Below are 1,566 nucleotides of genomic sequence, written 5' to 3' on the forward strand. Positions count from 1 at the left end.
TTCATAAGAAATAAATATACTAAGCACCATCACAGCAAAGTTAGTTTGTTTAAAAAAAATGACGCTTTGGCTCACAAAACTTGAATTTTGATGAATTTAATTGTCTTATATCAAAGAAATTCATCTCACAAATGATAGGGCATACCATTCCATATAGGTATACCCCAAAAATTAAACGAGTAGCAACGGATTAGCTCATTGATTTAACGATGGTAAGAACCATCCCCTGAGGAATGAAGTCCAGGGTGCCTTTTGAGGAATTCGTATGTCACGAATCGTTATTGTAGGTGGCGGTGCCGCAGGTTTAGAGTTATCGACTCTATTAGGAAAAACCGTACGTAAAGAAGATGAAATCATTCTTGTAGAACCAGAAACACACCACTTCTGGAAACCACGTCTACACGAAATCGCAGCAGGTACTTTTGATAGCGATCTTGATACAGTTTGTTATTTCACCCATGGCGCACGCCACGGCTATCAACACTATCAAGCAGCTATGACAGATGTTGATCGTGAGAACAAGATGCTATCAGTACGTCGTCCAGACGGCACTGAAGCGGCAATTAAATACGATTACCTTATCATTGCAATCGGTGCGGTAAGTAATGACTTTAATACCACAGGTGCTAAAGATCATTGTTTATTCTTAGATTCTGCAAGCCAAGCGCGTCAGGCATGGCACCAAGTAAGTCAAATTCTTCGTGCAAGCGAAGATCGTACAGTAAACATTGTTGGTGCAGGTGCTACAGGTGTTGAGCTTGCGGCAGAGCTAGCACGTGTAAGCCAAAAACTACAACGCTACAATGGTGCACCTCTTCATATCAACTTGATTGAAGCTGCTACTCGCGTATTACCAAATAGCCCTGAAAAAATGTCTGAAAAAGTACTCAAAGAGCTAGAGCGTAATAACGTGAACGTGCTTTTGGACACACGTATTCGTGAAGTAACAGACAAAGGTATGCTAACTGTTGATAACCGCGAACTGGATGCTGATGTTCAATTCTGGGCAGCAGGTGTTAAAGCACCGGATTGGCTAAACGGTATTGGTGGCTTAAGCTACAACCGTATGAACCAAATTCAAGTAAATGCGAACTTAACAACGACCGTTGATGACAGCATTTTTGCACTCGGTGACTGTGCATCTATCCCACAAGCGGATGGCAGCTTTGTTCCACCTAAAGCACAAGCAGCAAACCGTGCAGCTGTACACCTAGCGAAAAGCTTAGGCGGTATGCTACGTGGTAAACCATTAACTGACTTTGAATTTAAAGACAGCGGTATGGTTGTTGCGGTAGGCCACCACTTTGCAGTTGGTTCATTTGCACCAGGCTCAAAGATGGAAGGTAAAATGGTACTACAAGGTCGTTTGATCCGTCGTTTATACGATACGATCTTCCGCCTGCACCAACGTACAGTTACTGGTATGTTCACTGTTTCACGTTTAATGATTGCTAAACGTCTAAAAGCAGTCTTTAAGCCAAACGGCATTTAATCTGTACATTGCCTTTCAACTATAACGGTCAATATTACGACTATATTGACCGTTATTAATCTCTCTGATTTAAA

Annotated in this window: 1 protein-coding gene; it reads left to right on the top strand. The window is 41.8% G+C overall.

Features of this window, described 5'->3' with window-relative positions; all coding sequences use genetic code 11:
• Nucleotides 1-265: 265 nt before the first annotated feature.
• Nucleotides 266-1,492 (top strand): NAD(P)/FAD-dependent oxidoreductase, encoded by a 1,227-nt coding sequence (locus E5A76_RS13790; protein ID WP_107165242.1) that lies wholly within the window; start codon nucleotides 266-268, stop codon nucleotides 1,490-1,492.
• Nucleotides 1,493-1,566: the final 74 nt, after the last annotated feature.

The organism is Photobacterium lucens (assembly GCF_009873615.1).
Lineage (GTDB): Bacteria > Pseudomonadota > Gammaproteobacteria > Enterobacterales > Vibrionaceae > Photobacterium > Photobacterium lucens.